Genomic DNA, 14605 nt, shown 5'->3' on the forward strand with positions numbered 1-14605 from the left:
GCACGAGGGGCAGCACCAACCGCCCGGCCCCGACCGGAGCCTCCAGCCGTGGCCCCGCCGCGGCGCCGTCGGCGGGACGGAGGACGAAGTCGCCGCTCCGGCAGTCGGGACGCAACCGGCCAACCGGCCTCAAGGTCGGCGGAGGGGTGAGGGCGCGGGGGCTGCCCTGCTTGGGAACGACGGTCCCCGCCGCGTCGGCCGCGTGACGCGGACGGGCGGCGCTTGGGCTGTTCGGGGGCCGGTGCGGTGATGGTGACGGGGACGCCCGTCGGGGTCCGGGCGCCGGTGATGCGGTTCGGTTCGGCATCGCCGGCGCGCGCCTGGGTGGTGAGCGGGGTGATGCCGGCGTCGGCCGTCAGCCGGGTCATGTCGCGGCGCCGGTTGGGCATCACGAGGGTGACGACGCGGCCGGACTCTCCGGCGCGTGCGGTGCGGCCGCCGCGGTGGAGGTAGTCCTTGTGATCGGTGGGAGGGTCGACGTTGACGACGTTGACGACGTTGACGACGAGGTCGAGTGGTGCGGGTGGTGTGCTTCATGCGAAACAGTCCCTCGATACGGCATGCATCGAGGGACTCCCGCAGCAGTGATCCCCAGGGAGAATCGCAAGTACGAACCAGTGAAAAGAAACGAAATCGAGAAGGACGGAACTTCCCGTTGTTGCGACGGGGGAAGGGCTGCCCGAAAAGATCCGCGAGCCGCAAACAAATGACGGCCTTCTCCCCGTCGTGATTCATCGGGGGCTATTCGCCGACCCGGGCGGGGCTCCCCCGCTGTCCGCGAAGCGATTGCCGCGGAAGGGGAATCTGTGAAGCAGCAGTGCTGGGGCCCGCATCCGTCAGGCGCGGGCCCCAGCCCGGTGTCGACGTGTCGACGTCAGGCGGGAACGTTGTTCTCCGCCTGCGAGCCCTTCTGGCCCTGAGCGACGTCGAACTCCACCTTCTGGCCCTCCCGCAGCTCGCGGAAGCCCGAAGCGGCGATGTTCGAGTAGTGGGGAACACATCAGCGCCGCCGCCGTCCTGCTCGATGAAGCCGAGACACTTTTCCGCGTCGAACCACTTCATGGTGCCGGTAGCCATGTCATATCTCCTTTGGGGCGGTGTCCTGTGTCCGCACTGTGCGGGTACAGCGCTGCCGTGATGATTGCCCCCTCCGGAAAGAAACCGGAAACCAAAAAGCTCTCACCGGTATAAAAATTCGGTGAGGACAATTGAAGCTCTGGGAACCGCTAATGCAACTGGCCGCCATGTTTAGCGCAGGGCGGTTGACCGCGCTCCGGGCCGATGTGGGTGCGGTGGCACACTTCAAATTTCCTTGCCCGTGGGGCGCACTTTTCTCCTGTCACGGAACCAGATATGCGCATCGACGCGGGGAGGGTGTGCGTCCTCTTCCGCGACGTCCTTTCTGGAGAATAGCGCCAAGGTTACGGATCCGGTTTGTGGAGGCCGGAGGGCAGTTGCTCTTCGGGGGTGGTCCGGCCTCCGGATGTCCCAGAGGTGTCGGAGTGCGGGACCTGACGTCCGGCGGCGGGCCGGGAAGGCTCGCGGATTCGTCGAACCGGGTCGCCCGATCGTTCGGTTCGCCCATAGGCGTACCGATCTCATACCCGCGTCCCCCGGCGCTCGGACCGGACAGGTCCAGCCCCGCGGGGTCAAGGCCCGCCAGGCCGTGCGGGCCGGACTCCTTCCCCCGCGCGTCACCGCTGTGGTTCGGCCCATGGATCGGGCGGGACCACCCCGGTGCTCCGCCCCTCCTCGTCCACCAAGCGGCCGTAGATCTTCACCTGTCGCAGGACCAACCGCCGTTCGGTGACCGTCACCCCGGGCATGCCCGTGGCCATCCGGAGAAGGATCTCCTCCAGGTGCTCGAACGACCGCAGGTTCAGGATGACCGCAAGGTTGGTCGGGCTTGCCACCGCCGCGCACATCCGGGTCTCCGCCCAGCCCGCGATGCGGTTGCCGACGGTCCGCAGTTCGGCGTCGGGGACGGTCAGCCACAGCAGGGCCATGGTGTGCCAGCCCGCCAGCGTGCGGGCGACATCGCAGCGGAACGCGATGTCGCCGTTGCGTTCGAGGCGGTTCAGGCGGCGCTGAACCGCCTTGGGGGTGGTGTCGAGTGCCTCGGCGAGGTCCGTGTAGGTGCGCCGCCCGTCGTGCCCCAGGGCCAGGAACAGGGCGCGGTCCAGCACGCCGAGCGGTCGGGCCTCCTGTTGCGGGGGGCCGAGTACCTCGCGGATCTGTTGGGTCTGCGACTTGTTCATCACGCCCAGTCGCCACACCATGCCACCGAACAGGCTGCCGAACACATGGCTGCGGGTCCGCAGCACGTGCGGCGACAGGGGCAGGCCGCGCAGCAGGATCTCGGTGGTCGCCGCCAGCGTGGAGGCGACGATGTTCGCGTACACGTGGTAGTCGCCGGTGGTGATCCCGACCGTGCTGGCGTAGGGGAGTTCCGCCAGCTCCGCCGCCACGGTCAGCTCCGTGCCGGGCGCGCAGACGAACTCCACGATCGCACCACGTGAGTGCGCGTCGCTGCCCGCGACGCTGATCCACGCGGCGCCGGTGTCCACGAGCCGCTGCCAGCGGCGGGCCAGCGTGACCGGGGCGACACCGAGCACCTCACCGAGCTTCGCCCAGCTCGCCCGCGGGCCGACCTGCAGGGCGTCCACCAACGCCAGGTCGGTCTCGTCCAGCAGTTTGTCCGAATCCATCACTCACCGGACCTCCGGAGGCAGTATCCATCATTTCTCGGGCCGCACGGGTCCCCAGGTCAATGCTCTACCGACACGAGGACGCCGCACCCGGCGGACCGGGAGGGAGTACACCACATGAACCATTCCACCGAGACCGGGGAGAGACCGGTCACCCGACAGGACGGGCTGTACCGCAAGATCAGCCGCAAGCTGCTGCCGCTGCTGCTGGTCTGCTACACCTTCGCGGCCCTGGACCGCGTCAACATCGGGTTCGCCAAGCTGCAGATGTCGGAGGACATCGGGATCAGCGAAGCGGTGTACGGCCTCGGTGCGGGCATCTTCTTCCTCGGCTACGTCCTGTTCGAGGTTCCCAGCAACCTGCTGCTGGCCCGGATCGGCACCCGCAAGACGATCGTCCGGATCATGGTGCTGTGGGGCCTCACCTCCACCGCGATGATGTTCGTGAACGACACCACGAGCTTCCTCGTCCTGCGGTTCCTCCTCGGTGTGTTCGAAGCCGGCTTCGCCCCGGGCATCATCTTCTACCTCGGCTTCTGGTATCCGTCGCGACTGCTGGCCACGCCCATGACCGTCTTCATGCTCGCCGGGCCGCTCAGCGCGATGATCGGCGGGCCCGTGTCGACATGGATCATGACCGGAATGGACGGCGCCGGCGGTCTCTCCGGCTGGCAATGGATGTTCCTCCTCGAAGGTGTACCGACGGTCCTGCTCGCCTTCGTGGTGTACAAGACCCTCGCCGACTCGCCCGCGCAGGCGCGCTGGCTCGACGAGCACGAGAGGAGCCGGCTGGCGCGGGACCTCACCGTCGGGACGAAGGCCGGGACGCGGCACGAGTTCCGCCAGGTGCTGCGTGACCCCCGCGTGTACGGGCTCGCGGTGAGCTACTTCTGCCTCATCGGCGGGATGTACGCGGCGATCTTCTGGCTCCCGACGATCCTGGCCGGCAACGGAGTCGAAAGCCTCACGACCGTCGGACTGCTCTCCGCGGTGCCCTACGCCGCCGCGATACTCGCGATGCTCGTGGTGAGCAGGCGTTCCGACCGGCTGGGGGAACGGCGGCTGCACAGCGCGGTCCCGGCGGTCCTGTCCGGGCTGGCGATGGCGGTCGCCGCGTTCAGTAACGGTAACCTCCCGCTCTCGCTGCTCGCCCTCACCGTCTCGACCGCATGCAGTTGGGCCGCGTACGCGGTGTTCTGGTCGATGCCGTCGGCGTACCTGTCGGGGACGGCCGCCGCGGGAGGAATCGCGTTCATCAACAGCATTGGCCTGCTCGGCGGCTTCCTCAGCCCGATGCTGCTCGGCCACCTCAAGGACGGCACCGGTTCCGACGTCCCCGGGCTCCTGGTCCTGGTCGGCATGTTGCTGGCCAGCGGCATCGGGATCGCCCTGATCCGGCTCCCCGTCCGCGCCCGTTGAGCCACCGGAAGAAGAGAACGATGCGCATCCTGGTCGCTGGATTCCAGCACGAGACCAATACCTTCGCCGCGACCCCGGCGACCTACGAGAGCTTCCTCAACGGCGAGGGATTCCCCGCGCTGCGCCGCGGCGAGCGGCTGCACGAACTGACGCGGGTCAACCTCGCGGTCGGTGGCTTCCTCACCGCGATGGCGAACAGCGGCGCGGACCTCGTACCGGTGATCTGGGCAGCGGCATGCCCGTCCGGCCGGGTGACCCGTGACGCCTACGAACGGATCGCCGGCGAGATCGTTGACGCGGCGCGCACCACCCGGCCGGACGCGGTCTTCCTCGATCTGCACGGAGCCATGGCCGCCGAGCACTGCGACGACGGAGAGGGCGAGCTGCTCACCCGGCTGCGGGCCGTCATCGGGCCCGACGTGCCCGTCGTGGTGAGCCTGGACCTGCACGCGAACGTCACCGAACAGATGCTGTCCGCCGTGGACGCCGCGGTGGGGCTGCGTACCTACCCGCATGTCGACATGGCCGAGACCGGCGTCCGGGCCGCGGGGCTGCTGCGCCGGCTCTGCTCGGGCGAGCGGCTGCATCTGCGATGGCGCCGGATCCCGTTCCTCATCCCGGTCAACAGCGGGTGCACCGACTTCGGCCCGGCCCGCGAGGTGTACGGGACCGTCGCCCCCCTCAGCGGCGACGACGCGTGTCTCTCGTTCGCCGCCGGCTTCCCGGCCGCGGACTTCCCCGAGTGCGGCCCGGTCGTGTGGTGCCACGGCCCCGATCCCGAGGCCGCGGGCCGGGCCGTGGACTCGCTGTACGAGAACGTCGTGCGGCGCGAGGCCGAGTGGCGGATCGACGTCCTGCCGCCTAAGGCCGCGGTCGTGGAGGCGGGCCGCCTCGCCGAGGGCGCCTCGCGTCCGGTCGTCATCGCCGACACGCAGGACAACCCCGGCGCCGGCGGCGACGCCAAGACGACCGGGATGCTCCGGGCATTGGCCGGTGCCGGGGAATCCGCGGCGCTGGCGGCGATCTGGGACCCCGGCGCGGCGGCGGCCGCACACGCCGCCGGGCTGGGTGCGACCGTCCACACGGCGCTCGGCGGTCACCCCGGAATCGCCGGCGCCGAACCCTTCGAGGGAGCGTTCGTGGTCGAGCACCTCGCCGACGGCCGGTGCCGGTTCGAAGGACCGATGATGCACGGCACCGAGGTCGACTCCGGACCGAGCGCATGCCTGCGCATCGGCGGCCTGCGCATCGGCGTGACCAGCGGGAAGGTCCAGCTCCTCGACCGGGCGCAACTGCGCATGCTCGGTATCCGGACGGAATCCGAACGCATAGTGGTGCTCAAGAGCTCGGTGCACTTCCGCGCGGACTTCCAGCCCGCCGCCGAAGCCGTGCTCGTGGCCGCCGCACCGGGCCCGGTCGCCGCCGACCCCGCCGATCTCCCATGGCGCCGCCTGCGGCCGGGCATCCGCATCAGCCCGCTCGGGCCTTCCGTCCCCACCCCGAAGGAACTCTCGTGACGTCCAGCATCCTCATCACCAACGCCCGCGTCCTCGACGTGCACACCGGGGAGTACCTCGAAGGCGTCGGCATCCTGACCGACGGGGACACGATCGCCGAGGTCGGCAGCCGGACCGGCCCGATTCCTTCCACGAGTGTCATCATCGACGCCGAGGGCCGCACCGTCCTGCCCGGGTTCACCGACGCCCATGTGCACGTCACCGCATGCACCGCGGACATCGCCGCACAGGCCGAATGGGCACCGTCCTACGTCGCGGCGCGGTCCGGGCACATCCTGCGCGGCATGCTGGAGCGCGGCTTCACCACCGTGCGCGACATGGGCGGCGCGGACTACGGCCTCGCCGACGCACTCGACGAGGGACACCTCACCGGGCCGCGCCTGTTGTTCGGCGGCAAGGCCCTGTCCCAGACCGGCGGGCACGCCGACATGCGCCAGCGCGGCCGGAACACCATCGACGGTCACCCTTGCTGCCCGACCGTCGGCATGGTGTGCGACGGGGTGGAGCAGATCCGCAAGGCGGCGCGTGAGCAGTTGCGCACCGGTGCCCACCACCTCAAGCTCATGCTGTCCGGCGGGGTAGCCTCGCCCACCGACCGGATCGATTCCACCCAGTTGTCCATAGACGAGATCCGCGCCGCGGTGGAGGAGGCCGAGGCCGCGAACCGGTACGTCGCGGGTCACGCCTACACGGCGCGTGCCGTCAACCGCGCGCTGCGTGCGGGCGTCCGGAGCATCGAGCACGGCAACCTGCTGGACGGGACGAGTGTCGAACTGTTCAAGGAGCACGAGGCGTTCTACGTGCCGACCCTGGTCACCTACCAGGCACTCGCGGAGGAGGGCCCGCGGAACGGTCTGCCGGGGGTGAGCCACCGCAAGGTGTCCGAGGTGTTCGACCACGGACTGCGCGCGTTGGAACTGGCGCACCGTGGAGGCGTCGAGATCGTCTTCGGTTCCGATCTGCTGGGCGGAATGCACTCCCACCAAGCCACGGAGTTCACCCTCCGGGGACAGGTGCAGCCCGCGATCGACGTGATCCGCTCGGCGACGACGGTGGCCGCGCGACTGCTCGGCATGGAGGGCCGCATCGGCGAGGTCACCCCCGGGGCGTTCGCCGACCTGGTCATGGTGGACGGTGACCCGCTAACAGACCTCTCGGTGCTCACCCGGCCGAAGACGGTCGTCAAGGCCGGACAACCGATTGCGCGGGCGTGACGGGATGCGACGTGTGCCACCCGCCGTCCGGGCGGAGAAGGACACCGACGGAGGACGCCCCGCTCGTCCTCCGGAGCGCTGCGCCGTCGTCGACCTCGGGGCCATCCGCCACAACGTCCGCGTCATACGGAAGATCGCCGGGCCTGCCCGCGTGATGGCCGTCGTGAAAGCGGACGCGTACGGGCACGGGGCCGTCCCCGTCGCCCGGGCGGCGATCGAAGCGGGCGCCACCTGGCTCGGAGTCGCACACATCGGCGAGGCCCTCGCGCTGCGCGCGGAAGGTATCGTGGCGCCGGTCCTCGCATGGCTCCACACCCCCGCCGGCGACTTCTCCGCAGCCGTCGGCGCCGAGATCGACCTCGGGTGCTCCGGCTGGGAATTGCGCCGGATCGCCGAGGCAGCCCGCGGGCGACGACGGCCGGCACGTGTTCACCTCAAGATCGACACCGGACTCGGCCGGAACGGCGCGACCCCGGACCGCTGGGAGGCCGTGCTCGCCGAGGCCACCGGGTACCAGGACCGGGGTCTGCTCCGCGTCGTCGGAGTCTTCAGCCATCTCGCCCTCGCCGATGAGCCGCACCGGCCCGGGACCGACGCCCAGCTCGGCGTCTTCCGCGACGCCGTCGCACTCGCGGAAGACGCCGGATGCGAGCTCGAAGTGAGGCACATCGCGAATTCACCGGCGGCCCTCTCACGGCCCGACACTCACTTCGATCTCGTTCGCACAGGACTCTCTCTTTACGGCCTCTCCCCGTTCCAAGACCGTTCCTCGGCCGACCTCGGCCTCCGCCCGGCGATGACGCTCCGCGTTCTGGTGTCCCACTGCAAGCGGGTGCCGGCGGGACAGGGCGTGGGCTACGGGCTCACCTACCGGACGTCCGAGGAGAGCGTGCTCGGTCTCATCCCCCTCGGATACGCGGATGGCATCCCGCGCACCTCCCGCGGTGGCCCGGTCCGGATCGCGGGCACGACATACCGTGTGGCCGGGCGCGTCGCCATGGACCAGACGGTTGTGGACCTCGGGCCCAGTACCGACAGCACGACGATGGCGGGCCACGAGGCCGTGATCTTCGGCACGGGCGAAGACGGCGGCCCGACCGCCGACGACTGGGCCCGGGCGGCCGGCACCATCAACTACGAGATCGTGACCCGCATCAGCCCTCGCGTGCCCCGTGTGCACATCAACGCGGAACCGCATGCTCGGCCGGGCGCCGGTTCCGGCTGAAGAGGATCACTCTCCTGTCTGCCGATTGATCCGGAACCCGCGGGGTTCTCGTCCAGGACGCAGTGGACGGTGAATCCTCGTTCGTCCTGCGGCGGCGGACGCGGGCCCACGTGCAGGGCCGGCTCGGGCCGGTGGGTCGGAGGAACGGCTGGCGGCCGGCCCAGTACGTGGGCCACCGCACCTCCGCGCCCGCGGAATCTGCTGATTCGGGGCACGGCTGCCGGCCCAGCGCCGCGCTGGTCTCCGCGATCCCGCCCTCCGCCCGGAACGTCCGCACGCCGAAGTTCTCGTGCTTCGACCGTTCGTGCAGGATGTCGGAGGCCGGAGTGATCGGGTACGAGCCGAGGTAGAGCGGCAGGTCTGCCTGGCGTGGCCGCGCGCGAACATGTTCTTGCTGCGCTCGGCCTCCTTGCGGGACAGGTCGAACTCCTTGAGCGCCTCCACGGACACCGTGGTCAGCGGCGCTGGGTGCACGTGGAAGCCGTCCGGCGAGCGGTCTTCGAGTGGATCGCCGTCGTAGGCGGGCCTTGCGCAGCGCCCGCCCGGTGAACTCGTCCGTGTCGACGATGACCTCCGAGCCGGGCGGCAGGTCGCCGACGTTGGACCTCGCCGCGGCCGGGTTCATCGCCACGAGCACGTCCGGCGCGTCACCGGGGGCGACGATGTCATGGTCGGCGAAGTGCGGCTGGAACGACGACACCCCGGGCTGGGTGCCGGTGGGAGCGCGGGTCCCGGCCGGGAAGTCCGGCAGCGTGGACAGGTCGTTGCCGAACGACGCGGTCTCTGCGGTGAACCGGCCACCAGTGAGCTGCATGCCGTCCCCGGAGTCTCGCGCGAACCGGATGATCACCCGGTCCAGCCGACGGGCCTCCTTCGCTCCCGATGCCTCACGGCTCACCGGATCTGCTGAGGTCATGTACTCGTTCCCTCTCCCTGGGGCGATGTCAGGATCAAGTCGGGCGCGTGCCGCCCATGGGCTGGCCGATTCATATCTGCCTCGTCATAAAAGGACTCGATAGGGTGCGCTTTTGGCCAAGACCGCGTGCTTCCCGGCCGGTGGCGGAGGCGCACGTATACGGCGTGCGCACCCCCGTGTACGATGTATCGGGTGTTTCCTGAGTGGTTGCGTAGGTAGAAGGGGGGCGGGTTGGCCAGTCGGGCTGGGCATGTCGGGCGTTCTGTCGCCTGTGAAAACGACCGCAACTCGGAGCGCGTGACCGGCCTCCGTCCGAGTGATGTTTCTTCGGGGTGAATTCCAGTCTCCTTCGGTGGCGTTTCCCAATTGTTGGTTCCACTATTAACCGGCGTCGGTCGTTGAATCTTTGCGGGCCGACCGTTCGGCCTGTACTCTCTACATGGACCGTATTCTCTATGGCTTGGCGCGTCGCTCTGCTTTATCGGATGAATATGGGGGATCTCAGGGATGGGGAACCAGTCCTTAAAGCTCGTGGAATCGCGTATTTCGCAGCAACTTGCCGGGCGGGGAGGCTCCGTCAGGTACGAAGCGAAGCGAATGCGCAAGGCGATACGCGTGCTCGCCGTCGAGAGTGAGCCCCAGGTCGCGAGATTGCTCATCCGTAACCTGTCCCGTCACGGGTTCCAGGCGGAGAGCGTGCCGACCGGGGCGCAGGCGCTGCAGAACTACCGGAGGGCCGATCTGGTCCTCGTCGACCTGGACCTGCCGGACCTCGACGGGGTCGAACTCTGCCGGAGCATCCGGGCCGTCTGCGACGTGCCGATCATCGTTGTCACGGCCCGCGACTCGGAACTGGACCGGGTGCTCAGCCTGCAGGCCGGATCCGACGACTACGTGACCAAGCCCTACAGCCTCGCTGAACTGATCGCCCGGATCGAGGCCGTCATGCGCAGGGCCCTGCGGCAACCGGTCCCTGCCGAAGAGGTCATTACTGTCGGCCCGCTCGGTATCGACCCGGGAACCCGGCAGATCAGCCTCGACGGCCGGCCGGTCGAAGTGACCCGCAAGGAATTCGACCTGCTGTACCTGCTCGCCTCGCGTCCGGCCAGCGTCGTCACCCGTAAACAAATCATGGCACAGGTCTGGAGGGATTCCCGGTCGGAGCCGGGCCGCACCATCGACACGCATGTCAGTAGCTTGCGGAGCAAGCTGGGATCGAGCAGCTGGATCATTACCGCTCGCGGTGTCGGATTCCGCATGGGGCATGCCTGATCCACGGTGGCGGCCACCCTCGGATTTTCTGGATGACGACCGCTCTTCCCATGGGATTCACCCTGCATTTCGAGACGCGGGCGTGCCCGCCTGGGGAACTCTCGGATCAACGGCTGAAATCGAGGACACCCGGTCAACGGCGACCGGTGCTCCTCCCCGACCGGAGCCCGTCGTGAAGTGTCGACGGGCCGGTTGACCATTCCGCGAATGTCTTTCTGTGAGGCGTCCTCATGCCGCGCCCCGCCATCCCGGCAGCGGGCCGGACGCCCACGACGTGGCCGTCCTGCGTCTGGCCGAGGACCGCGGCCAAGGGGCCCTGCCCCCAGAACCCGGACCCGCCCCCTGCGCCGTCCGGACGGCGCGGGTGGTGAGCACGGTGGAGAGGACGACTGCGACCGCGGCGAGTTCCTCGGCCGTGGGTGCGCCGCTGATGATGCGCCACGGGTGGGCGGTCGGCGGTCGGCAGGCGTCGGGCGTGGTGTCTTCCTCTGCTGTCATCGGTTCCTCTCCCCCAAGACGTGGGCGGGCCCTCCGCAACCCGCATCGGGTTCCGGAGGGCCCGCCCGGCGAAGCCCCTGTGTCACACGCGCGACCGGTGGATCACCTCCAGCGCGGCCACCGCGACGAAGCCGACGAACAGATGCATCGTGATCAGCACGGCGGCGGTGCCGCCGTCGGTGTCCAGGGTGAGCGGGCCGATGGCGGTGAGCACCGCCACCGAGCCGCTCACGACCTGGCCCACCCGCAGTAACACCCGCTTCCAGCGGGCCAGCAGCACGATGACCGTGATGCCGATCACCGGCGCGAGGACCGACATGAAGATCACGTCACCGGCGCCGATGTCGTCGGACTTGCCGTTGAGCTCCAGGGCCAGCGAGGCCCCGGCGGCGTCCCCGATGTACAGGACGATCAGATTGACGACCGCAGCGAGGACGGCGGCCCCCGCCACGGCCTGCCACGCGGGCAGCGCCCGCCGCCTTGGAGCGGTATCGGTGGCGGCGGGGTTACTGCTGGTCATGGAGCCCTCCGGGCTGTCGTGCCACGCCGGAACGGGTTCGGCCCCGGGCCCGGCGCGGTGTTCGTGGAGATGGGGGTGTGCGAGCTTCCGGCGCGAGGACGGACCGCCTGAGCGGTGGGTCAGGAGGGGTCCAGTGACAGAGTGTGCCGGAAGACGTTCTTGGGGTCGTACGTGTTCTTCACCCGCTGAAGCCTCGGGTAGTTGCCCTTCCAGATGAGCGAGTACCAGGGCACCCCGGACGTGTTCTGCGCCGGGTCGCGCATGTCGATGTCAGGGTAGTTGATGTAGCCGCCGTCCTGCTGGTCGTTGGGTACCGGAAAGCCGCCGGTCGCGCCGTGAACGTTCTTGCGGAGCGTGCGCAGCCACTCGACCTCGGCCGCGTCGTCGGCCGGCTCGGACCAGTTGTTGGAGTACCAGAGCTTGATGACGGAGTCCCGCTGCGCGATCGCCCTCGCCGACGACGACAGGGTGTTGATCTGGCAGCCGTACGCGGCCAGGTACACCAGTCCGGAGCCGTTGTGGGTCCGGTCGTTCAAGGAACGGTAGATCGAAGCGATCTGAGTGGCGGTCAGGGGTCTGCGCAGATGACCGCCCATGGACTTGTGACGTGAGTACCCGGCGGAGTCCGCGGTCGGCTCCAGGGCGATCTCCAGCCAGGTGCCTTCCTTCACCTCGATCGACGGCTGCACCCCGACGCCCGCGTTGACCGCGCTGATGTAGTCGTCGTGCAGCTGGGCGGTGTTCGCCAGCGTGGCATCCATTCGGATCTCCAGCTGGACCGCCTGCGCGAGCCACGACTGCAGCTTGAGCGAGCTGTGCATCACCTGATAGGTGGAGCCCGGCTCGCTGTGCGCGGCGTGCCAGGCGCCGTGGTTCATCACCAGACGCGTGAACGCCGCCTCGGTGAGCTGGGCCCAGGGCCAGGTCACGTAGGTCTCGCGCATCCGCGCGGGCGGCTTCGGCAGCAGCGAGGAAGGGCCGCCCGTGGCACCCGGGCTGCGGAACCAGAATCTCGTCACGATGCCGAACCCGCCGCCCCCACCGCCGGTGTGCGCCCACCACAGATCGCGGTGCGGGTCGTTCGCCTGACGGGTGGCGACGATCGTACGGGCCTTGTTGTGGCCGTCCGCCACGACGATCTCGATGGCGTACAGATGGTCCACGACGAGACCGAAGCGACGGGACAGCGGACCGTACCCGCCACCGGTGACGTGACCGCCGACGCCCACCTCGGGACACAGACCACCCGGGACCGTGACGCCCCAGCCCTCGTACAGTGCCTTGTAGACGTCGCCCAACCGGGCGCCGGCCTGAACGGCGAACGCGTTCATCGCCTGGTCGAAGGTGACGCCCTTCATCTCGGACATGTCGACGAGAAGCCGGAACTGGGGGTCGTCGACCAGATTCTCGAAGCAATGACCGCCACTCCGCACCGTGATGCGCTGGTTGTTGGCGACGGCCTGGTTCACGGCCTTCTCCACCTGAGCGGCGCAGTGCACGAGCCAGATCTCGTCCGGAGTGGCCGCGAAGCGGGTGTTGTAGCCGCGGTGCGTGAGCTCGGCGTAGCGGGCGTCGCCCGGCCTGACGATCACCTCCGGCTCGACCCTGACGGTGGTCCGGGCAGCGGCGGGCAGTGCGGCGAACCCCGCGGTGGCACCGGCCACCGCTATCGCGGAGCCCAGAAAGTTGCGTCGGGAAAACATGTCGAGCCCTATCTGTACGGAGGCATGGACAAATCACAGCATTGGCGGATGCGTTCCGGGGGGTGAAGTTCAGCCAACCAGTTCCCGGGACTTGTCACCACGCGCTTGACATAGATCTGTCCTGCCTCGGTACCAGAATTGAGGTTCTGGCCTCTCAGATCAGGTGCCCGAGGCGCTCGACAGCGCCTCGCGGAGCGCCGCGAGCAGCGTGGCCTCCGACTGGGCTCCGGTCAGTGGCTGTACTCCGTCGATGTAGAACACCGGCACACCGCTGACGCCGAGCCCCCGCACACGGTCGAGTTCGGCCTGCAGCCGCTCCGTGTCATCGGCCGGCGCCGGCGCCGCCTGCCCCGGGCCGGAGTCGTCCCTTGTGACACCGGCCTCATCGGCGAGCCGGGCGAGTGTGGCCGGGTCGCCGATGTGCAGTCCGTCCGTGAAGTGGGCGCGAAAGAGGCGCTCCACCATCCGTTCGGCCCGGCCCTGCCGCGCGGCCCGGGCGATGAGCCGGTGCGCCTCGAAGGTGCCGGTGGCCACAGCGCGTTCGTAGCGGAGTTCCAGCCCGTCCGCGCGAGCGTGCTCGGCCAGCTGGAGCGTCTGCCGCACGGCCTGCGGGCCGAACACCCGCTCCAGTACGGGAAGCAGGGGCTGCCCTTCGGTGCCCGCGCCCGGCGCGAGTTCGAAGGGCAGGAACTCCACCTGGATCTGGTGGCCCTCGGCACGGAGCTGTTCCGCCGCACGGGTGAACCGGGTGTAGCCGAGATAGGAATGCACACAGATAACGTCCAGCGCGATCCGTACACGCGTCGTCGTGCTCGTCGGCAGTTGCTTCTCCACCGTGGTCGTCTCCCTCGGGCTGATGTGGGCAAGTGCTGTCTCACTGTGCCTGATTGCCGTGTTCGCGGGAGGGCGGGTCGGCGTGTTTCGTGCGGAGCGTCGCCAGGGACTCGATGAGCGCCTCGCGGGTTCCGGCGGGTCGGGGACGCCGTCGACCGGACAGCGTTGGCTGGTGCGGCACGGCCCGGGGAGCCGGTCAGGGCCGCGACCGCCGAGTGGCGGGGCCCGCACGGTACGTCGAGGACGTTCCGGCCGTCCGGCCGGGGCGACGTGTCCGTTCCTCCCCGCCGAGGTACATCTCGGACGTCCAGCCACCCACTCCGGCGCCCGTCCCCTTCAGGAAGACCTCCTTGCGGGCCCGGAGCCGGGCGAAGACGGGCCGGGAGGTCCGGCACCCGGCGGTTCGCCAACCCCCTGTTTCCGTAAGGTTGGAGCGCCGTGGGCGGAAGTCGACCCGCACCGGGCCCGGCACCCTCTCGGCATCGGTACCCACCGGCGCGCGGGCACCACCGATGAGCACCGGGTCCCGGGTGTACGACAACGGGGAGTGCGGGGTGCCGGGCCCGGCACCGGTCGGCGCCGGGCGGCCGTGCGGACTGCCAGACCGGGACGGTCCGCACGGGCGAACGGCGGCTCCTTCGGCGGCGTCCGCGGGTACGCGCCGAGCAGTCGGCGCAGCGCGAGGTGCGGGGCACGGACAACGCGCGGTCGCCGCGGCGCCGCATGGCGTCGGTGCGCCGCCGCTCGGTCTCGTCCAGCTCGTCGAACGCGAGTGGACC

General features: G+C 69.5%; 9 protein-coding genes and 3 pseudogenes. 5 read left to right on the plus strand and 7 right to left on the minus strand.

Features of this window, described 5'->3' with window-relative positions; genetic code table 11:
• Positions 1–158 precede the first annotated feature (158 nt).
• From ACZ7LB_RS09125 to ACZ7LB_RS09135, 3 genes and pseudogenes are all read right to left on the minus strand, one after another.
• Positions 159–506 (minus strand): annotated as a pseudogene (locus ACZ7LB_RS09125) (DEAD/DEAH box helicase); the annotation flags it as partial.
• 368 nt (positions 507–874) lie between these two features.
• Positions 875–1077: pseudogene (locus ACZ7LB_RS09130) on the minus strand (cold-shock protein).
• A gap of 617 nt (positions 1078–1694) precedes the next feature.
• Positions 1695–2708 carry an Lrp/AsnC family transcriptional regulator gene (locus tag ACZ7LB_RS09135; protein ID WP_471466483.1) on the minus strand — a complete coding sequence of 338 codons (1014 nt, stop codon included), beginning with the start codon at positions 2706–2708 and terminating at the stop codon, positions 1695–1697.
• A 117-nt stretch (positions 2709–2825) separates the two neighbouring features.
• On the opposite strand from ACZ7LB_RS09135, the gene ACZ7LB_RS09140 reads away from it, so the two are divergent.
• Genes ACZ7LB_RS09140 through alr form a run of 4 tightly spaced genes read left to right on the plus strand, consistent with a single transcriptional unit; the run spans position 2826 to position 8083 of the window.
• The gene (locus ACZ7LB_RS09140; RefSeq protein ID WP_471466484.1) at positions 2826–4127 is read left to right on the plus strand and encodes an MFS transporter; all 1302 of its coding nucleotides are present in this window, start codon (positions 2826–2828) and stop codon (positions 4125–4127) included.
• A gap of 20 nt (positions 4128–4147) precedes the next feature.
• On the plus strand, positions 4148–5644 hold the full coding sequence (locus tag ACZ7LB_RS09145; RefSeq protein ID WP_471466486.1) for a M81 family metallopeptidase: 1497 nt from the start codon (positions 4148–4150) through the stop codon (positions 5642–5644).
• Positions 5641–6858, plus strand: a complete 1218-nt coding sequence (locus ACZ7LB_RS09150; RefSeq protein WP_471466488.1) for a metal-dependent hydrolase family protein — start codon at positions 5641–5643, stop codon at positions 6856–6858. Before ACZ7LB_RS09145 ends, ACZ7LB_RS09150 begins: the two co-directional genes overlap by 4 nt.
• Positions 6859–6862: 4 nt before the next feature.
• Entirely contained in the window at positions 6863–8083 is a 1221-nt protein-coding gene (gene alr / locus ACZ7LB_RS09155) for an alanine racemase (RefSeq protein WP_471466490.1), read from the plus strand.
• A 223-nt stretch (positions 8084–8306) separates the two neighbouring features.
• Here the strand turns inward: alr and ACZ7LB_RS09160 are convergent.
• Positions 8307–8999: pseudogene (locus tag ACZ7LB_RS09160) on the minus strand (2-oxoacid:acceptor oxidoreductase family protein); the annotation flags it as partial.
• 597 nt (positions 9000–9596) lie between these two features.
• Here ACZ7LB_RS09160 and ACZ7LB_RS09165 point away from each other — a divergent pair.
• Complete coding sequence (locus ACZ7LB_RS09165) at positions 9597–10271, plus strand: response regulator transcription factor (RefSeq protein WP_471466492.1); 675 nt, start codon at positions 9597–9599, stop codon at positions 10269–10271.
• A 580-nt stretch (positions 10272–10851) separates the two neighbouring features.
• Here ACZ7LB_RS09165 and ACZ7LB_RS09170 read toward each other — a convergent pair.
• The 3 genes from ACZ7LB_RS09170 to ACZ7LB_RS09180 all read right to left on the minus strand — a co-directional run bounded on the left by ACZ7LB_RS09170 (position 10852) and on the right by ACZ7LB_RS09180 (position 13826).
• Positions 10852–11289, minus strand: a complete 438-nt coding sequence (locus tag ACZ7LB_RS09170; protein ID WP_471466494.1) for a DUF6069 family protein — start codon at positions 11287–11289, stop codon at positions 10852–10854.
• Between the two features lie 119 nt (positions 11290–11408).
• Positions 11409–12992, minus strand: coding sequence for an FAD-binding oxidoreductase (locus ACZ7LB_RS09175; RefSeq protein ID WP_471466495.1), 1584 nt, complete (start codon positions 12990–12992; stop codon positions 11409–11411).
• 159 nt (positions 12993–13151) lie between these two features.
• A complete protein-coding gene (locus ACZ7LB_RS09180; RefSeq protein ID WP_471466497.1) occupies positions 13152–13826 on the minus strand; it encodes a DsbA family oxidoreductase in 675 nt (224 codons plus the stop codon).
• Positions 13827–14605 lie beyond the last annotated feature (779 nt).

Source organism: Streptomyces sp. NPDC107521 (assembly GCF_055598485.1).

Coding starts and splice junctions, on each gene's coding strand:
- ACZ7LB_RS09135 (WP_471466483.1), bottom strand. CDS start 2,708: ATGGATTCGGACAAACTGCTGGACGAGACCGACCTGGCGTTGGTGGAC.
- ACZ7LB_RS09140 (WP_471466484.1), top strand. CDS start 2,826: ATGAACCATTCCACCGAGACCGGGGAGAGACCGGTCACCCGACAGGAC.
- ACZ7LB_RS09145 (WP_471466486.1), top strand. CDS start 4,148: ATGCGCATCCTGGTCGCTGGATTCCAGCACGAGACCAATACCTTCGCC.
- alr (WP_471466490.1), top strand. CDS start 6,863: ATGCGACGTGTGCCACCCGCCGTCCGGGCGGAGAAGGACACCGACGGA.
- ACZ7LB_RS09165 (WP_471466492.1), top strand. CDS start 9,597: ATGCGCAAGGCGATACGCGTGCTCGCCGTCGAGAGTGAGCCCCAGGTC.
- ACZ7LB_RS09170 (WP_471466494.1), bottom strand. CDS start 11,289: ATGACCAGCAGTAACCCCGCCGCCACCGATACCGCTCCAAGGCGGCGG.
- ACZ7LB_RS09175 (WP_471466495.1), bottom strand. CDS start 12,992: ATGTTTTCCCGACGCAACTTTCTGGGCTCCGCGATAGCGGTGGCCGGT.